Here is a 15,428-nt window from a genome sequence, read left to right on the forward strand (position 1 = left end):
TGTAATTGGGTGCCGCAGGTGAGGACGTGACCACAGCGAACCCTCTCAGAGGTGGTCAAATTATTTTTGGGGAAGTCTGCTCAAACTTGGGGAACCCCAGGCTTTTCTCTCATTGATGCGATCAAATACACCCGCCTGATCCGCATCGAGGCAAGGGGGTTAAGAGTTTTTTTGGCATTTGCTACCAAAAAATGGCAATTGCCTAAATTTCCAAGCAGAGATGGGTTCAAATCCAAGCATTCGATCTGATGAGAGGCTGTACTTATGGAAACTGTTACTCCCTTACTTCTCCGCCTGCCGCAGGTCAGCACAATGATAGGCCTGAGCAAAAGTCAGATTTATAGGCTGATCAATTCCGGCGAGTTTCCAGCGCCTACAAAGCTAGGCGAAAATTCCGTAGCTTGGCCTACGATTCAAGTCCATGCCTGGGTTGCCGCTAAAATCGAAGCTTCCAAAACCGAGTCTCAGATTTGAAGACTGTGCAACGATCCCAGGTTATCCAGATGCAGGGGAGTGCGCCTTGTGCTGAAAGACACTAGGTAGAGTTGGGTGCTATTTGGCCTTGAACAATAGACCTTGCTGTAAACCCCCACGCGTGCAGTTCGCGGTCCAGCCATTGAGTCATTACGAGGTCGTCAGCTTGAGGCCTTTCCGGGCGGTGAAATTCGGGCAGCTGTAGCCGGGCGCCGTTTTCAACACCGCGTGGAGCCCAGAATCATCGCTGACAGTGACCGCGATTTCGCATCCGGTAGTTTTCAGAACAAGCTCCGCTTGGATGGTGTCGATGAAGTCGCATACGCTTTTGCCAACCCACCAACGGCAGTTCTTGCAGATGGAGGCTGCACGTTGTGCTGCCACCGTGCGTGCGGCGTGCAGCTCGTCGAGCAGCGTTGCAATGCCAGAGTGGCTGAATGGCCCGAGCGCACTGGTAGCATCGCACCATCTGTCGGGCTCGTTGTGAACGCCTACGCTCAGGTACTGCCAGCCACTGTCGGTCTTGCGCAGGTCCAGACCACCGACCTGCATTGTTGGGGATTCATTCATCTGGTTCATTCTCGAAATCACTTTCTAGACCTTCACGCTGCCGCATGAGCCAGCCATGCAGGCACGTTCATGACAGTGGCTTGAAGCTTGAACGCCACGATTGAGCGGCATGCGGCGACCATCATGCCGTCATAGGTTTGGAAACTTGTCCCGGTGTCAAAGCAGTGCGCGCTTCCCCAGAACGTCCCATCATCTTTGCCAGATTCGTGGTTGCCCAAGGTGATCGGGTACTTCATGAGCAGCGGGCCCAGCTGGTTCCAGTTGGTGGAAGGGCTGTAGTGCCCAGCTGCGTCACGGCTTGCCGGCGAAGGATGAGGGCCGATGTTGAGCATTACGCCAATTGGCTTCTCATCCCAGACCCAGTAGCCACCATTGAAGGTGTTACCGAAGTTCATCGGGTCGCGGCGGATCGGCAGACCTTCGATTGTGGCTACGGCCCAGTCCAGCGCCTGCCCGATCATATCGGCGATGTTGACTTCAACCATTTTCATCACGGTGATTCCTGTTCGTTTGATGTGCCCATTCTCCCCGTAGAAGTGAGGTGTCATCGGTGGTGACGATTAGAATGGCAAAACGCTCAGCCCCCAGATTGGGATTTGTGGTCAAACAAAAGCAGGCACTCCAGCGCTAGTTGGCATGGACCTGCGGCCCTTCAAGGGAGCCGCTTCCCGCAGGCATATCATCCTTGTGCAGAAAGCGTTGGCGGGAGTAGGAGGGATGGGACGCTTGCAAGTTTGCTTCGTTTGTCCTGGAGTAATGGACGGCAGTTGCTCTCAAGCTTCACTGCCAATGCCCACCCATAATCGGTATCAGATTTGGCTTTCTGGCTTCGAAATTAAGGTGCGAATTTTCTTCACAGTAGACTTCATGTGCGTTTCGCATTTCTTTTGCATTTCGGGCTGCGTCAAACGATTACCTTGTTTATCCCAGAACAGCTCCCCCTGTTGTGTGACTATGCCACACGACTCGAATGACTCGGCGTAGCGCATGTGCGCCCAGATCAGCTTTGCTACTGGATCGACTTTTTCTTTTGCCATCAGTTGCTTTCCTTTTGCGTTTCGAAGTCATCGGCGGTTCGTTTGATGAGGGGGTCCGGTGAAGGTGGGTAGTCTGCCGGTGTTACCAGCAATAATGAACGTGGAAGAAGGTGCCGGACAGGGCGCCGCTGCCTACTGCTGCCGCTATCACATCATCGACGTAGAAGTGCAGGTGCTGCCCGCGCCTGTGCTCGATGACCTCAAGGCCACGCAGCTGCCCGATAGTGATAGGTGTGTCCACAGCTACATCAGCGAAATATGCCGACTCACCCTTGCAGTGCCAAGGCCGGTTGATTACCGAGATTTGTGCGTGAGCAGGGCAGGTGGGTGCAAGGTGGTGGGCAATCCATTCGATGATGGCTTCTGCCCCTATGCCAATGACGGTGCTTGTCTTCATCGCATCAGCCATCAGATGCGTTCCACTTCGTCGATTGCTTTGTGGGCTTGCCGGCGAGCTTCTTCAAGCTCATCCGATGGTAGCTCCCCAATGCCGGTAAAGACTACGGTTCCTTCGTGCTGCAACAACGCTTTGAGCGCAGCAAGTAAGGTGTCGCGCTGATGTTCCGCTTTGACCGTCAGAGCCACTGCATCAGAGGCGCCGGTAACAGACAGTACGCCTAGGGCGAGCAGTTCAACGTCGAATACGGCGTGGACCTTGTGCCCTGGCCAGATGCCCTCATAGGTAGCCCGCATCTTCGCCCGGAAGACTTCAAGCCGCCCTTTGAATGCCTTCGCATCGAACGCAATTGAGTTGAGCAGCCAGCTCGGAACCAACTCTCTCGCAGATAAGGCGCTGGTAGTTTCCGCATGAGCCCAGATGTGCAGTGTTTTCACACACTCGAATGTGGCTTCAATTTTGTAGGTTTCCAGAACGTTGCTGGCGCCGTCGATATGACTTTCCGCAGCCTGCACGCTGGTGGAGGTGTTGGTTCCCATGGTTGTCCCCTTGATTGAGCGAGTGATTAGCATCACTTGCGTAGAAGGGTGTCACCGGGGTTCCGATGAAAACGCTCAACTCCTATTCTGGGCGGTGAGCCACAGTGAGTCAGTGCGCGTAGCACGGCAGCATGCAAACCCATGCAAACCCATGCAATCGCGGGCGACCCGTTCATGCGGCCTTGTCGAAGCACGTCCGGTGATACCAAGCGCCGCCAATGCAGAGTTGGGTGTCCGTTGCGTCCGCTACCAGACCTGTGCCCGGTACGTTGTCGCCAACGGAGTACTCACGGGTGGGGAGGGGAATTCCAAACACCGCGTGGCCACCGGCTGGAGCGTGTAGGTCTTGCGGGCGGGTAATGGCGTACTTGGCAACCAGTGCTCTAATCCGATCACCGGCTTTGAATGTGGTCTCAGCGCAATACTGGGCGTTGTGAAGCCACATGCCGATGGACTGTCCGTCGAAGCGCTGAATACCTGCCTCACGCTTCCTCAGTGTGTGCTCAGTGCCCCGTAGCAGGCCTTGGAGAGTCTTGTAGCTGGATGGGTGTGCCATGTGGTGCTGCCCCTTGAGAGGCCGTTGAGGCCTGTTGAGAATGGCGTCCAGTATCCAACAGCCAAGAGGGTGTCTTTGGATTGCGTGGTTAATGCTCATCCCCCAGCTTGGCATCTTGGGGTTGCGATCACCCAGCCACGCCAGTGCCGTCTAGTTTCGTCATGTTAGGTGCAGCAGCTGGCGCCACATTCATTTTTAGATGTGAGCGCAAAGTTATGTAGCACGACACAGCACCCAAGCCGGTAAGCAACATGGCGGAGAAGTTCAAAGCAACAACCCAACCACTACCATCTTTGACGAAGTAGCTTGCTAAGCTGAGGGCAAGGCTCGCTACGGAAATACCCATGAAGAAGATTGCGACAGCCATTGACTGTAGGGTGTCTAAAGCTTTCATAAAGAACCTCATGTATTTGCATTACGGCGAGCTGTATCGGCTGCCCAGGTGTGGTGTAGGAGAAAAGTAGTTGGCGGACTCAAGGGCTGCTCCGCCTGAAAGACACTGCTTGCAAAGCCAGCGCTGCTGATCAGCAAAACCCATCAATGGCAGGTGAGTATTGAAGGTGCAGCTAACATGAGTGTACGGGAAGCAAGCCACCTACAAAACCGCTACTGATTCAGGGAGGGAATAGCGCTGCGCTGCCCCCCAACCGCAAATGCACGGTTATAGGTCACATCCCCACAGGCAGTGCTTGGATTTGAGGCGGTTCCTCGCCCCCGCCGAGCCATTTCACATCTGCAAATGCAACAGGTTCAGCGGTAGCAGTGCAACCCAGCCGTTACAATAAGTGATCACTGCACTCCAACTGGTGCATGCCGAATCCCAAAGATAGGAACCTACAAGAATGCTTCAAGCAGTCTTGAATCCAACTACTGCAATCAAGCCGATGTGTTTATTGACTGCAATAACAGTCATGGCCCTGGTGGCGAGAATTCACGGCACTGACAAGGCTGTAAGGGAGGCCGGCTTTCGCGTGCTACCCAGATTGAAGCCTGCCTACATGCCTGTGGTTTTGAAGATCATTAATGCTCCTGCACCGTTGGCTCACATGAACCAGTTTGTGGAGACCCTGCCGGAGCACATCCTTACGATGAAGGTCAGCGCACCAGCCATGCCGATGCTGGATGTGGGGTTGAGGTATTAAATCTCTCATGCGCTACCAGCCGGGCCATGCCCACGGGTGGCCGGGGGCGATGTGCAGAGTTTCGGTATCCAAAGTGCTGTTCAGCCCGGAGCATATCGTTGTAATCACGCTCCCAGCAGGCCGCTTCATTCTCTGCATGCCATGCCTCGAACTCTGAATCGTCGAGGCTGTACAGATGCACGTCAACGCTCCCTGCCTGTACAGGCAGCGATTTGCGTTAAATGCAGCCAGCCAACTCCCGCCCAGCGTCGATAGCTGCGTCAGCCTGATTGGTTGTGAGGTTGAAGTTTGTGGCGATGGTTCTCGCGCCGTCGCCAGAATCAGTCATGCGATATGCATCTAGGCAAACCCCGACCCCGTAGTTCTTGACCGCCCGCTTGGCCTTGGCTGATAGGTTGTCAGCGCCAGTGCCCGTCCCCTTGTCTGCTTTGTTGGCCAGGATCACACGCCCATCTTGAACAACCAGCACACAGGCATTCGGATGCTTGTCCATGAAGCGGTTCGCGCTTTTGGTGCCGGAGTCCGAGTCAGGGAAGTCGGCGACAATCAGGTAGGTGTAGCCGAGGTGTTTTTGGAATTTCGGTTCGTGCTTTGACATTGGTGTCTCACAGCTGGTTAGCGATGACTCATGATCACTGTCCAAGGCCTGTGTCATTGATTCCATGTGTCATTGCCGCCACTTCCTCGATACCGATATTTGGCCGTGAGAGATTGCGGTGTAGGGGGGAACGCACTAGCTGGCACCCTAACTCCCTTCGCTACTGTACCAAGCGTTGCATGGGTCTATGCACGCAGCGCAGCGTAGTACCCGCGAGCCCATTTCTCAGACGATTTCAGGCCAAGGCATGCCAAGCAAATGTCGGCCTCCTTCCACCCGTACAGGTACTTCTTGAGGACGGTAAAGGAAACCGACTTCTCAGTGTCGGGATGGCGGGCAATCTCCACCTGCAATATACGCAATTGCGCAAGCTCGACACCAAGGCTGCAATCTAGGCTGTCGAGGAATGTCTCAACGAATGGGTTCCCGCTGTTGATGATCGCTGCTTCGAGTTGCTTGGCCATGTTCATGGTGTATCCGTTAACCGTCCTGATGCCCATCAGAGTTCTCCCTGGAAAGAATGGTGAATGAGAGAGGACAGGTTACGACCTGATTGAAGGTGTCATTGTCGAGGGGATGTGGAGCTGAGGAATGTTCACATCCGCACATTGGATGCGAGGATTGGTATTGAAGGCGTGGAGGCGTGGAGGCGTGGAGGCGTGGAGGCGTGTGGGGTCGAAGGGTAGACCTCGGTTGAGGTTGTGGATGGGGCGCGGTGTAAGGGGGCGCCGTAGACACCCCCTACTTGCGGTGTTACATGCCAGCTGCTTTCAGCAAGGGATTGCCTGCTGAGCCTGCGCCGCCATTGGTCTTGTATGCGTCAACCAGCTTGCCGGCACGATTCCACTCGAAGACTGCCGATTCATTTTTGTTTTTTGCGAACGGGAGCGCTGCGATCAGGGAGTAGTCGTACTTCCAAATCTCCTTGCCAACGACTTCGCTCTTGGAGGTCGGGTAGCCCAGCGCATTCACCACCTGCTTTTGGGTTGCCTTCGATGCCTTCAATTGCTGGACCTTCTCAGGGGCGATGTAGGTGCCCACTTCGTAGTCCAGCGGAGTTTTGCCGCCTGCACAGCCGCCCAGCATCGAGACGGTTAGAGCTGCTGCTACCAAAAACACTACCTTTTTCATTCAACTTCCTTACTTTCAATTTTCTAACGCCACTGTCTGTGGCGTAGATTTCTTGGCCTCTAGGCCAGCGACCAAGATAGGGGCTTCGCAACCTAGGAACCACTCAACATGGTGCGTTCACTATGGCTGCGTTGACTGCTGGCAAGTCATCCAACCTGGGGCAATTCAATGAAACTGGTTGTCGCTTGGTTAGGCTACCCAGCCAAACCGCTCTGTCATAGGCGACTAGGCCGTTACCGGGGCAAACTGTCAGAGGCTGCGTTGGGAAGTGACATGCAGGTGTTCGACTCGACAAACCCGAGCACTTCATTGGCATATGCCCACCAGATTATTTCTGCGCGCTCAATGGTAAATCCGCTTGAACATGCCGTGCTCCAGTGGGGAATGCTCTCATCGTCGTAAGCGTCGTAGTGGGTGACTTTTACCGCATAGAGTCCGTAGGTAGTTGTATGCGCAATTAGGGTTGGTGACTCGCCCTCGATCAGCTTGGGCGTGGTCGCAGGGGAGTGTCTGACCATCCTTGGAGCTGGTGCCCTTTCTTGGACTGCCATTGGAAACCTCTCATAGCTCGATTTGGGTGTTGCCAGGGTAATTGCACACGGCATGTGTCAGCGGGGGGCAGGCCATCGGAAGCCAGAGTCACGACACTTGCTTGTATTGAAGTGGAGCAGTCTTCTAATGAGAGAAAGGCCCGTATGGGCCTCTATGCTGCTTTCTGTCTGGCTAGGCAATGTGCGTCGCTCTAGCGTTGTGATCACGCAGCCACGGGGCTCTCAAGCGGTACATCGTGCGATATGGGTGTCCGCTTGCCCCATAGCCAGAGTGATAAGACGCGGAAGGTGGGCTGTTGTGGGTGGAAGGAGCTATGCACGACCACATACCAGCCAGAGTGGGTATGACATTCTCCGCGATGGCAATGCTCGTTGTTCCAGTCCGTCAACTCCTGACTCCCAAACTGGAAAACGGGAGTGGTTGTTGCGTTTGCAATCACAAGAATCTGTTGCGGGGTCATGGGCATCACCATCGTTCAAAGGATGGCTCAATGTACTTTGCTCACGGCTGTGTCATCGGGCAGTTCCGAGTAACCGCATAAACCCTAAAACCTAATACTGGATTCGTGCCCGCAACCTCAGAAGCGGTTCTGGGGAGTGGGCCACCTGATGGATGCGTGGGTATCGAGGTCTGATCGGCTTTCCACCCTGCATTGCAGTTGAGTGCTGGCGCTGGCTTGAAATCAATCCATGCGAACAATCTTTCACCGCATGGCTCTGCAATCCTCAAATCGCTGCCCTTAGCCTGAGCACTATGAAGTCATGAGGGTGCTAAGTGCGCCCATAGTCAATGACTCGCCTAATCCCGAATCTGGGAATCGAGGCTTGCGAGGGAACATGAACGAATCAGCCTGTATCTCCGACCTTCTGCATTACGAACTCGACCGTCACCAGTGGCTGCTCGACAACAATGGCTCACTCAATGGTTTCACGACTCAGCATGGAAGCCTTTTGCAGGAGCAGGTCGCCGACGCACAAGAACTCAAAGCTCACCAGATCATCCCAGGCAGTATCAATGCCCTGGTGCTGAACAATGAAAACAGGCTTGCACTTGGTCAGGTACTCAACACCTATACGCCTGAGTTCGTAACAGTTTCAGCCTGTGATGTGGATGTGGCTCGGGCGTTTGTCGGTCGGTTGTTCGCTACCCCCCTTCCAGATGTTCAGGTGATACGTGTTCCAGCGAATGTGATGCAACCCTCAGCGCTGGGTACGGTGTATAGCAATGGAATGTGCAGGCATCTAATAGTTGTCCCTGAGCAGTCATTCGACCCCATAGGTGTGTTGGTAAGACAGTTCGCTATCGCAGCTCACTACACGCTGATGCGTGGGAAGCCGGGCTTAGCCTCGATGATGAGCGACGATCTTACCCAAGCTATCGTTGGTCAGTACGCAGTGCTCAGATTTGCGATGCAGAACCCTGACAAATGCTCAGTCATGCGACATTTGCAGCTTATGGTCAGCTGGGAGTTCGCCAAAGGACTGATCAAAACGCCCGAAATGCCGATGGGTTTTATCGCTTCCGAGTTGGGCGAGCAGTTGATGCTCGCCTACGGTACAGGGATGTTCCGAGCAATCGTTCAAGACCTTTATGAGAGTGCAATCAACGGACGTGCAATTTGGTTCGGCAGCATCAACTTTACTGGTGCTGCGCTGGCGCTGTTTGTTGGCAACGACGACCAAGGAATGAGCTCGTTAATGAGTAATGACAGAGGCGACAGGAAGCTTGGTGAAAAGCTCAAGGCTGCATTCGGAGGGAGTGACGCCCCAGATTGGTTTGATCGTGTGCAAGAAGTATTCAATAGAAATCTGGCGTCCTTAACAGAGGCAGCCATCACCGAAGGTGCTGATTCCGATCTGGCTGAGGTCTGAGACAAACAACGTCCTGGGGAGGCCGCGTTGCTTGCGCGGCCAACAAGCAGAATCAAACAATGTGCCCACTGCCAGTCAACCAGCCACAAGCAAGGCTGGGGTTAGCCACTCACGGCAAGCACGATCCCTTCTACAGGCCCATGCAAGGGCTCCTAATTCCGATGCCCAGCAAGCCCCGGTTTTAGAGTTTGGTGGAGTCCAGTGCGTACCTAGCGAGTTTCAGCCGGACGCTTGGGTCATGTTGATGCCTCGTTTTGAAGGGCGCCCCAGTTGGCCCCCTAAAAAACCAGTGTCAGCGGTAATGCCCAAAAAATCGTAAAGCCGACAGATGGGGTGTGAGCTGTAGGGCCAGACCTCGGGATATGGGATTTAGTCTGGATTGTCGAAACTCAATATCGGAGCTTAGGCCTCATGGCTGGGCCTGGGAATTGAACCCTGGAACCACACCGTGGCTCCCGAGGCCTCGGTTAGCATTCTCGGGCTCCGCGTCGAGGCTCAATTCCGCAAGTGGGCTTTGGCGTCTGAACGGCAGCGAAGATTCCGTGCATCAATTTCAATCGTTTTGAAGAATCACGGTAAAACGCAAAGCCTCGCCCTCACTACTGAACTACACCAGCGTCATTGCAAACAACACAGTGCAGGACAGCAGCTCGTTATTGGTGTCGGTGACGTGCCAATCTTGTTCTGAGAATGCTCGGCAGTAATGGACAGACGCCGCCATAAATTTAAACGATGCTTATTCGGAGGTGAGGATGGCGTAGAGTTTAATTGCGCATTCAGCGGTGGGAATATTGAGTGGCGTAAAGACATTGGTGTGTCTTACAAAGATGCCGGCGCTGCATCCTATGACTCCAAGAAAAAAGGGCGTAACCGCGTAACGGTTCGCCCTTTTTATGAACTTGTTGAAAGCTAAGCTGAAAGCCTGTGCAGCTTAGTATGGTGCATGGCTTCACTTTCCTCATGATCTGCAACATGCTTAGAGTGCCTTGACGGCTGTTGCGTTATGTCAGTGGCGGTGCATGACAGTTCATCAGCGCTGTCCTGGTCTTCAAAGGCAACTTCCAGCGTTACCTCTTGATGATCATCATGGGTGAGCAAATCCTTCAACAGTATTTCGTTGTCGTCAAAGCGGGCAACTGGAAAACCTTCTGGCATTGTTACACGGTCGAGTTGGCTGCGAATGTCACCATAGGTCAGTACGCTTCTTGTCCTCATCAACTTCACAAGGTCCAGCAATACACTGTGATTTGCCACACAGGTGGCATGGCAGCGGTCAAAGATGTTCTTGCGCAACATCGCAATTCGGGACGCCTTGATCTGAGCTTCGTATTCGTTGATCGGCGCAGAGTTAAAAGTCCGATCAGGACGCAAGGTCAAATACTTCGCTGCTAGCGCATCAAAGGACGTGAGGTCATCGAGTGCTGCCTGACTTGAAGATTTGGTCAGTACCTGCTCAGCTGCACTGCCCATCATCAGCATGTGAAGTCGCCAGTACATGAACTCTTCGGTGTGGATCAGATTTGCATTGCTGTACACACGGGCAACGCGCTCATTGGCATCTAGTTCAAGGCTGAATGCGTCATCAAAAAGGATGTTGGACCCGGTGTAGCCAATGGCGCGGCCCGCCTGATGTGCTAGCAGGCGAGTGAGGTCAGCCATTGTCACTTGGAATGTGGGTTGTTGTGCGAGTGTCGGCTTGAACCCTGGCGTCATCGCTAAGGAATTAGCTGTCCCTTCCTGATCTACATTCTCGGGCTTCCCTGGTGCAGTGAAGTAGTAGCCGATCACAACCAGCACGGTGGCCACCACACTAGTTGCAACCATCCCAAGGTTTTGTCCTGCGAATTCTGTTGCTGGTTCCCAGCCGATGAAGCACAGCCAAGACATGCATGTAATGGCCCACGTCAGATTGAGGCCGGCCACAACACCCTTGCTGACGGCTTGCGCCACCTCGCCAGACTTAGCGACAAGAATGTTGCGTACGAGCATAACGATAGCAATGACCAGAGAAAGCATAATCGCTGCGGTGCAGGCATTTGAAACAAAGCCAGTCGGCTTCGCGTCGTAGCGAAAGAAGGCTAGGACGTAGAGCGACAGGAAGGCAATGTTCAGCAAGCAAGCAATTGCCCACTGAGGCAACAAGCTGCCAGCATCCTTTAGATTGTGCATTCTCATAGTCTCACCGTTGTTAGAGCGCTTGGATGTTGGCAGGTACTTCTGCCATCGGAGATACCGGGGCTACAGCATGTTGCTTTACTGGCACCGCGTGTTCGCCTGAGGCAGTTGCTGGAGCAGTTGCTGGAGCAGTTGCTCGCTGCGATTGAGCCGGGGCAGGGGCAGGGGCAGGATTTGCACCAGATACTGGCTTCTGAGCGACTGATTGTTTCGCCTCAATGGCCGTCTGACCATTTGCCCCCCCGTTGCCTTTGTTCTTATTACGATTTCGGGTTCGCGGTTTGCTGGCCTCACTACCCGGCGCAGTGCTTTGAGCGCTGGCTTGAGCAGCAGCAGAGGTAGCAGTCAGAACTTTGTTCCCACCAGTAGTTTGATTGCGTGCATCACGACCAGTGCGAACCTGAGATTTTCCGTTCTGGCCAGTGCTCCGATCATTCGGGTTGTTGCGACTGGCGTTATCGAGTTCCTTTTCGACCGATGCCATTTCAGCTTCGAAACGCGCAATTGCTTGAATAAAACTATCAATGGCGCGATTCGATGGATCGCGCACAGCTGGCCGAGCCATTGGGACCTGCATGGATCGAAGATCGATCCGCGAGGCACGGATGGTCAGTTGATACAACCGTGCGGTCATAGCGCCAGTGATGGTGATCGAGCGCTGGGGCAAATTGATAGTGGGTTGGTTCTGGGCATCAGCCATTATGTGTCTTCCTATGGTGTTAATCGGGAATTCCGAGTGTCCGCAGCAACTTCCATGTACTAGCTTCTTCGGTGCAACTCTTGAAGATGCTGGTCAAGTCGCGGCTGTGTTTCAAAAGGGATGCGGTGTCATCTGTGACGACTGCCCCCCACGCATCTACCCAAAAAAGGTGAGCGACTTTGTAGGGCAAGTAGCAAACCTCTACAGCCCGGTAATCTGGATCGCGCTGGTAAATCTTCACGAGGTACAGAACGATCATGACCGCAAGGATCAAGTGAATGATTTGCTTTAAAGGTCCGCTTTGAGAGGGGGCGGATTCAGACATCCGGTTGTTCCTTTTCAATTGTGATGACGTGTCCTGTGCGGCGGCGAACGTTCGAGATAGCCTCGTCCATGGTTAGGCCGGCGCTGAGTAGATTGCTGAATAGTCGTCCTGCTTCTAGCCGCAGGTCAGGGCGCACGCCCAAAAGCACTGCGTACTTGTCGAAGACGATTCTGGAGGTCTGGGTTAGCGATTCCGATGTTGCATAAATTCGGTTAATAGCTTGGAGGTCTGGAGAGGCTACGTTGTAGAGCTGCCTGAGCATCAAGGCCATGTACCGACCCGCATTCATGCGCTTGACGACCAATGTTTGAAGTACGTCGATTTTGCCCGAGCGGAGCAAGGCATCTGCATCGTCCATGCCGGCCCCGAGGGGTATCACGGAAACAACGATGTTCAGGGCCTCGCAGTTGCGAATGGACGTAAGAGCACCATTCCAACCGGCTTGGTCTCCATCAACCATATGGGCCAACTCGGTAACGCCACGGTTTTGCATGTACAGAGCTTGAGCCCCGTTGATACTCGCGCCGCCTACTGCGCAACCCCAAATATCAGCGTGCTGGAGTGCCCAGGCATCCATGGTCCCTTCGACACAAACGAGCAGCCCGCGTTTGCGGTTGCTGTAGAGGTATGGAATGTCTTTTTTAAGGTGAAGGGCGAACTTGTATTTCTTAACATCACCGTCGCCACTACCAGAAATGATGCGGCCCCAAAGTCGATCTTCACCATCAGTGTGTTGCCAGTAGCCAATCACCCGGCCAGCAAGTCCAGTGAGTACCGAGCCTTTTGCATCGACTTCGATATAACCCCGTTCTACGGCCTCATCTTTAGTGAACCCTAGCGATTTGAGTTTCGCCAGAATGTCATCACCCGAGGTGTAGTAACCGAGGCGCATAGCCGCCATCTGTTTGTCCGTGTATCCACGGTCATCCTGAAAGCGCTTGAGGGCATCTTTATGCTCTGCTGCCATTTTCTGAGTGATCTGCCAAATAGCTTTGCCAATGCGTGTCTCTACAACGCCAGGGGCCTGAGCCGATCCGGTTTGTAGTTCACGCTTGGGTGGCGACACACCAGCGGCTTTACAGAGGGCGGAGAAAATCTCGTTGTGCTCGTAGCCGCAAAACAACATTGCATCCCAGAGACTCGTCGAATTCCCGCATTCGTTTTTTCTAGGGCAGTTGATGTAACCGTGGAAGGGGAAGTAGAAAGCTTCCTTTGCTTTGCACTCTGGACAGATCAGCGGGTAGGAGCCGCTTGTTGACCGTGGCTTGGGTTCGAGGCTGTCTAGCAAATGTTCGGCTACGGCATCCAGTCGTGGGTAGACCTCGCGGCGTAAAAAATCGGACGGAGAAAATTCGTTCATTTTGGCCTCAAGCAACCTGCTCGGTACGGATCACAGCTTTGCCGAGCAGCATTTTCAGTTCGTCGGACGACCAACCCAAATCTTCAAGGACGGCCATCATTTTTTTCTGGATGCTTTGGCGGTAACGGGAAACCATCTTCGGCGTTGTGCCGACCTCAAGAGCGACCATCGAGCGATCCTGATAATTCAGGAGCAGGTTCCGCAAAACATCGACCTCACGGCTGGTGAGGTAGTGGCGAAACATTTCGATCATGCGGTGAATCATCTGCACCTGTTCTTCGGGAACTTTCTGTGACTCAGATAGAAACTGAGGCTGATAGTTTGGGTGCGCTTCGAGGTACGCATTCACCTCCGCGAGGTAGGGGATCATTAACGAATGGGATGAAGGCAGATAACTGTCATCCAGGTCATCGCCCGCGCTGATTTCCTCTATGTAGATAAGGTCAGTTGGAGAAGCGCCACCAAAGACCTGCTCCGCGAGACGACGACGAATCAAGTGTCGAAGGCTCCCATATATGAATCGGTCTCTGGTTTCTGGGGCAGTGGCAGTTACGCATGCCGAAAGAATGCCTGGCAGGGCGTCGTGAAGCATGGGGTAAACCTCATGCAGCAGCTCGTCGTTTTCCATACGAGCCATACCAAAGCGTTTGAACGCGCCCAGTGCATCCCGAGCCGCCATGATCAAAAAGCCTCGGGCTTTGTCTGCGGTCAAAATGCGCCATGGGTCGAGTGTGCGAAGCTCATCATCACCAAGCTCCGCTAGCCACGTTGTGCGGTATTCCACGGCGTGCCTCCTACAAGCATCCGTCGATTGGAACGACTTACCGCCGCTCCCCCCTACTGTCGAATCTGTGAATGGGGTCTATTGCCCCGCTGCCGCCTAAGCAATCAGCTGAAAACCGATTCTTGGGATTTGGGCATCGCCGCGCAACTCAACTCAATGCAGTTACACGCACTTGCAGGAATCGGGTGGGCGCGACTGCGATGATTTGAGTGGAAAACGTCTGCGAGTGTGTAGGGAGGGTGGTGCAGCCGTTATAAAGAGGGGTACTCATGAACAAACCAAAGGCAAGACCAATGAACACCGAAGCTACTACACAGAATTTTCACGATGCCCAGGAGGCCTTTGCCGTGAAGGTAAAGGGGGTTCTGCATGCATACGTCAAAGAAACTCACCAAGGAAGACCGGCTGTGACCTGTATCTGGAACGAGTCTGCGGATTCCACGCTGACTCGGACACCCATTCCACGCGCATCCGGACAGTGATTCCACGCTGATCCGGACACTCATTCCACGAGCATCCGGACACCGACTCCACGGTCATCCGGACACTTTTCTGGCAGGCAGCCACGCAGGATTTATTCACTACCATCGATCTCTTTTTCGAAGCAGAGAGGTCGTTGTGGAGCGTTTATCCATGCGTAAAATCCGAGAGGTGTTACGCCTCAAGTTCGACTGCGGCCTGTCCGTGCGCAAGATCGCCCGCAGCCTGGGCATTGGCCACAGCAGTGCCGGTGATTACCTCTGCCGTTTTGCCGCCAGCGGCCTCACCTGGCCCTGTTCGTTGTCCGATGCCGAGTTGGAGCAGCAACTGTTCCCGCCGGCCCCGGCGGTTGCCAGTGAGAAGCGGCCTTTACCCGATTGGGCATGGGTGCATGCCGAACTGCGCCGCCCCGGGGTGACCCTGGCGCTGCTCTGGCAGGAGTACCGCCTGAGCCAGCCTCAGGGCTTTCAGTACAGCTGGTTCTGTGAGCACTACCGAGCCTGGCAGGGCAAGTTGGACGTGGTGATGCGTCAGGAGCACCGCGTCGGCGAGAAGCTGTTCGTCGACTATGCCGGCCAGACGGTGCCGGTTATCGATCGCCACAGCGGCGAGATCCGCCAGGCGCAGGTGTTCGTCGCGGTGCTCGGCGCGTCCAGCTACACCTTCGCCGAAGCCACCTGGTCGCAGCAGCTGCCGGACTGGCTAGGCTCCCATGCCCGCTGCTTCGCCTTCCTCGG

The 15,428-nt window shown here is 54.3% G+C and carries 18 protein-coding genes and 1 pseudogene; 4 read left to right on the forward strand and 15 right to left on the reverse strand.

Going from position 1 to position 15,428, the window contains the following annotated elements; genetic code table 11:
* The first annotated feature begins 264 nt into the window (after positions 1-264).
* Positions 265-474: an AlpA family transcriptional regulator gene (locus tag GHO41_RS11835; RefSeq protein WP_153433683.1), complete on the forward strand. Its 210-nt coding sequence runs from the start codon at positions 265-267 to the stop codon at positions 472-474.
* A gap of 150 nt (positions 475-624) precedes the next feature.
* On the opposite strand, the gene GHO41_RS11840 is transcribed toward GHO41_RS11835, so the two are convergent.
* The 7 genes from GHO41_RS11840 to GHO41_RS11870 all read right to left on the reverse strand — a co-directional run bounded on the left by GHO41_RS11840 (position 625) and on the right by GHO41_RS11870 (position 3,967).
* A complete protein-coding gene (locus GHO41_RS11840) occupies positions 625-1,053 on the reverse strand; it encodes a hypothetical protein (protein WP_153433684.1) in 429 nt (142 codons plus the stop codon).
* A 23-nt stretch (positions 1,054-1,076) separates the two neighbouring features.
* A complete protein-coding gene (locus GHO41_RS11845; RefSeq protein WP_153433685.1) occupies positions 1,077-1,535 on the reverse strand; it encodes a phage protein NinX family protein in 459 nt (152 codons plus the stop codon).
* A 318-nt stretch (positions 1,536-1,853) separates the two neighbouring features.
* A complete protein-coding gene (locus GHO41_RS11850; protein WP_153433686.1) occupies positions 1,854-2,081 on the reverse strand; it encodes a hypothetical protein in 228 nt (75 codons plus the stop codon).
* 82 nt (positions 2,082-2,163) lie between these two features.
* On the reverse strand, positions 2,164-2,490 hold the full coding sequence (locus GHO41_RS11855) for a hypothetical protein (protein ID WP_153433687.1): 327 nt from the start codon (positions 2,488-2,490) through the stop codon (positions 2,164-2,166).
* On the reverse strand, positions 2,490-3,017 hold the full coding sequence (locus tag GHO41_RS11860; RefSeq protein WP_153433688.1) for a hypothetical protein: 528 nt from the start codon (positions 3,015-3,017) through the stop codon (positions 2,490-2,492). The genes GHO41_RS11855 and GHO41_RS11860 overlap by 1 nt, the downstream gene beginning before the upstream one ends.
* 172 nt (positions 3,018-3,189) lie before the next feature.
* On the reverse strand, positions 3,190-3,573 hold the full coding sequence (locus tag GHO41_RS11865) for a hypothetical protein (RefSeq protein WP_153433689.1): 384 nt from the start codon (positions 3,571-3,573) through the stop codon (positions 3,190-3,192).
* Positions 3,574-3,700: 127 nt separating this feature from the next.
* Positions 3,701-3,967, reverse strand: coding sequence for a hypothetical protein (locus GHO41_RS11870; RefSeq protein ID WP_153433690.1), 267 nt, complete (start codon positions 3,965-3,967; stop codon positions 3,701-3,703).
* Positions 3,968-4,415: 448 nt separating this feature from the next.
* Here GHO41_RS11870 and GHO41_RS11875 point away from each other — a divergent pair, with 448 nt between their 5' ends.
* On the forward strand, positions 4,416-4,715 hold the full coding sequence (locus GHO41_RS11875) for a hypothetical protein (protein WP_153433691.1): 300 nt from the start codon (positions 4,416-4,418) through the stop codon (positions 4,713-4,715).
* A 217-nt stretch (positions 4,716-4,932) separates the two neighbouring features.
* Here the strand turns inward: GHO41_RS11875 and GHO41_RS11880 are convergent, their stop codons facing one another.
* The 3 genes from GHO41_RS11880 to bamE all read right to left on the reverse strand — a co-directional run bounded on the left by GHO41_RS11880 (position 4,933) and on the right by bamE (position 6,444).
* Positions 4,933-5,313 (reverse strand): hypothetical protein, encoded by a 381-nt coding sequence (locus tag GHO41_RS11880; RefSeq protein ID WP_153433692.1) that lies wholly within the window; start codon positions 5,311-5,313, stop codon positions 4,933-4,935.
* A 185-nt stretch (positions 5,314-5,498) separates the two neighbouring features.
* Complete coding sequence (locus GHO41_RS11885; protein ID WP_153433693.1) at positions 5,499-5,783, reverse strand: hypothetical protein; 285 nt, start codon at positions 5,781-5,783, stop codon at positions 5,499-5,501.
* Between the two features lie 283 nt (positions 5,784-6,066).
* A complete protein-coding gene (gene bamE / locus GHO41_RS11890; RefSeq protein ID WP_153433694.1) occupies positions 6,067-6,444 on the reverse strand; it encodes an outer membrane protein assembly factor BamE in 378 nt (125 codons plus the stop codon).
* A 1,388-nt stretch (positions 6,445-7,832) separates the two neighbouring features.
* Between bamE and GHO41_RS11895 the strand changes: the two genes are divergently transcribed.
* Positions 7,833-8,867, forward strand: a complete 1,035-nt coding sequence (locus tag GHO41_RS11895; RefSeq protein WP_153433695.1) for a hypothetical protein — start codon at positions 7,833-7,835, stop codon at positions 8,865-8,867.
* 909 nt (positions 8,868-9,776) lie between these two features.
* Here GHO41_RS11895 and GHO41_RS11900 read toward each other — a convergent pair.
* The 5 genes from GHO41_RS11900 to GHO41_RS11920 are packed head-to-tail and all read right to left on the reverse strand — an operon-like array spanning position 9,777 to position 14,211.
* Positions 9,777-11,042: a hypothetical protein gene (locus GHO41_RS11900; RefSeq protein ID WP_153433696.1), complete on the reverse strand. Its 1,266-nt coding sequence runs from the start codon at positions 11,040-11,042 to the stop codon at positions 9,777-9,779.
* Between the two features lie 13 nt (positions 11,043-11,055).
* A complete protein-coding gene (locus tag GHO41_RS11905; RefSeq protein WP_153433697.1) occupies positions 11,056-11,742 on the reverse strand; it encodes a hypothetical protein in 687 nt (228 codons plus the stop codon).
* A 19-nt stretch (positions 11,743-11,761) separates the two neighbouring features.
* Complete coding sequence (locus tag GHO41_RS11910) at positions 11,762-12,067, reverse strand: hypothetical protein (protein WP_153433698.1); 306 nt, start codon at positions 12,065-12,067, stop codon at positions 11,762-11,764.
* Entirely contained in the window at positions 12,060-13,427 is a 1,368-nt protein-coding gene (locus GHO41_RS11915; protein ID WP_153433699.1) for a toprim domain-containing protein, read from the reverse strand. The genes GHO41_RS11910 and GHO41_RS11915 overlap by 8 nt, the downstream gene beginning before the upstream one ends.
* A 7-nt stretch (positions 13,428-13,434) precedes the next feature.
* Entirely contained in the window at positions 13,435-14,211 is a 777-nt protein-coding gene (locus GHO41_RS11920; RefSeq protein WP_153433700.1) for a hypothetical protein, read from the reverse strand.
* A gap of 633 nt (positions 14,212-14,844) precedes the next feature.
* Here GHO41_RS11920 and GHO41_RS11925 point away from each other — a divergent pair.
* Positions 14,845-15,428, forward strand: a pseudogene (locus GHO41_RS11925) (IS21 family transposase); the annotation flags it as partial.

It is taken from the genome of Pseudomonas sp. FSL R10-0399 (assembly GCF_009600165.1).
Lineage (GTDB): Bacteria > Pseudomonadota > Gammaproteobacteria > Pseudomonadales > Pseudomonadaceae > Aquipseudomonas > Aquipseudomonas helleri.